Raw genomic sequence first — 2511 nt, 5'->3', positions numbered from 1 at the left:
ACGTCGCGCCGTCGCTCACGCGCGCGGCCGACCTCGTCCACGAACGCCGCACGATCCTCGAGGAGCTCACGTGACCGACACCGCCGACCTGCTGCGCCCGCACGCGGAGCAGGCGTTCGCCGACGAGCTCGCCGCGCTCGCCGCGGTCGACGACCGTCCCCGCCCGCCCGCGTGGCGGCTGTCGCCGTGGGCCGTCGTCACCTACCTGCTCGGGGGCACGCTTCCCGACGGGACCGTCGTCAGCCCGAAGTACGTGGGCCCGCGTCGCCTCGTCGAGGTCGCCGTCGCGACGCTCGCGACCGACCGCGCGCTGCTGCTCCTCGGCGTCCCCGGGACCGCGAAGACCTGGGTCAGCGAGCACCTGGCCGCCGCGGTCAGCGGCCGGTCGACGCTCGTCGTGCAGGGCACGTCCGGGACCGGCGAGGACGCGATCCGGTACGGCTGGAACTACGCGCGCCTGCTCGCCGAGGGGCCGACGCAGGCGGCCGTCGTGCCGTCGCCCGTCATGACCGCGATGCGCGAGGCGTCGATCGCGCGCGTCGAGGAGCTCACGCGCATCCCGTCGGACGTGCAGGACGCGCTCATCACGATCCTGTCCGAGAAGTCGCTGCCCGTGCCCGAGCTCGGTGCCGAGGTGCAGGCCGCGAAGGGGTTCAACGTCATCGCGACCGCGAACGACCGCGACCGTGGCGTCAACGAGCTGTCGTCGGCGCTGCGCCGCCGCTTCAACACCGTCGTGCTGCCCCTTCCCGGGACCGCCGCGGAGGAGATCGACATCGTCACCCGACGTGTCGCACAGCTCGGCCGTGCCCTCGAGCTGCCGCCGGTCCCCGCCGCCGCGGAGGAGATCGCCCGCGTCGTGACGGTGTTCCGCGAGCTGCGCTCGGGGCGGACCGAGGACGGGCGCACCGCCGTCAAGACGCCGTCCGGCACCATGTCGACCGCCGAGGCGATCTCCGTCGTGACGAACGGCCTCGCGCTCGCCGCGCACTTCGGCGACGGCGTCCTGCGGCCCGCCGACGTCGCCGCGGGGATCGTCGGTGCGGTCGTCAAGGACCCGTCGTCCGACACCGTCGCCTGGACCGAGTACCTCGAGGCCGTCGTGCGCGAACGGCGGGACTGGGCCGACTTCTACCGCGCGTGCCGCGAGGTCACCGCGTGACGCAGACCGTCGAGGCGCGCGTCGAGGTCATGGGCGTGCGGCACCACGGGCCGGGTTCGGCGCGTGCCGTCGTCGCGGGCCTCGACGCGCTCGAGCCCGACGTCGTGCTGATCGAGGGTCCGGCGGACTGCGACCACCTCGTGCCGTTCGTGGCGGGCGGTCGGCTCGTCCCGCCGGTCGCGATCCTCGCGGCCGTCGCCGACGACCCCGCGACCTCGTCGTTCTGGCCGTTCGCCGAGTTCTCGCCCGAGTGGCAGGCGCTCGTGTGGGCGACCGCGCGCGGGGTGCCGGTGTGGTTCGTCGACCTCCCGGCCGCGGTCGTCCTCGCGGCTCGCGCCGCGCAGGGCACGGCCTCGGGGGAGCAGGCCGAGGAACCCGAGGCGGCGGGGGAGCAGAAGGACGGCGACGGAGACCTGACGGTCGTCGACGGCGGCGGAGGACGGACGGACGTCGGGGGCGACGGCGAGCCGACGGACGGCGACGGAGACGAGGAGCGGACCCACGTCGACGACGACGCGCCCGATCCGGCCGAGCGCATCGTGCCGTGGACCGACGACGACCCGACGTCGCCCGCCGCGGTCCGCCGCGACCCGGTCGCCGCCCTGGCGGCCGCCGCGGGCTACGACGACCCCGAGCGCTGGTGGGAGGACGTCGTGGAGTCCCGCACCGACGGACCCACGCCGTTCGCGGTGATCACCGAGGCCATGGCCGCGCTGCGCGCCGCCGCGCCCGAGCCCGACGAGCACGAGGCGCGTCGCGAGGCGCACATGCGCCAGCAGCTCCGCGCGGCCCTCAAGGCGGGTCACCGCCGGGTCGCGGTCGTGTGCGGCGCGTGGCACGCGCCCGCGCTCACGACGCCGCTGCCGCCCGCCGCCGGGGACGCCCGGCTCCTGACCGGGCTGGCGAAGAAGAAGGTCACGCTGACATGGGTGCCGTGGACGTCGTCGCGACTCGCCCGCGCGTCGGGCTACGGCGCGGGCATCACCTCGCCCGGGTGGTACGAGCACCTGTTCCGCACGGACCGCGACGTCGTCGCGAGCTGGCTCGTGCAGGTCGGTGCGGCGCTCCGGGAGAAGGACCTGCCGGTGTCGTCGGCGCACGTCATCGAGGCGGTCCGGCTCGCGGAGACGCTCGCGACCGTGCGCGGGCGGCACCTGCCCGGCCTCGCGGAGGTGACCGAGGCGACCCGCGCGGTGCTGTGCGACGGCGACGACGCGCTCGTCGCGCACGTGACCGCGCAGCTCGTCGTGGGGGAGCGGCTGGGCGAGATCGGCGACGACGTGCCGACGGTGCCCCTCGACGCGGACCTGCGCGCGACCGCACGCCGCCTGCGGCTCGCGTTCTCGGCG

Annotated in this window: 2 protein-coding genes; both read left to right on the top strand. The window is 75.8% G+C overall.

The annotated features are described in order from the left end of the window. Nucleotides 1-70: 70 nt before the first annotated feature. Nucleotides 71-1162, top strand: a complete 1092-nt coding sequence (locus tag HGA02_RS16165) for an AAA family ATPase (protein ID WP_168680110.1) — start codon at nt 71-73, stop codon at nt 1160-1162. Beyond that, the coding region (locus HGA02_RS16160) for a DUF5682 family protein (RefSeq protein WP_343035537.1) at nt 1159-2511 on the top strand (1353 nt) is incomplete at its 3' end. The genes HGA02_RS16165 and HGA02_RS16160, both read left to right, overlap by 4 nt.

Origin of the sequence: Cellulomonas septica, from assembly GCF_012396155.1 — a bacterium.
Lineage (GTDB): Bacteria > Actinomycetota > Actinomycetes > Actinomycetales > Cellulomonadaceae > Cellulomonas > Cellulomonas septica.
Note: the sequence above shows the minus strand (reverse complement) of the source record. Positions and strands in the feature narration are given on the sequence as shown.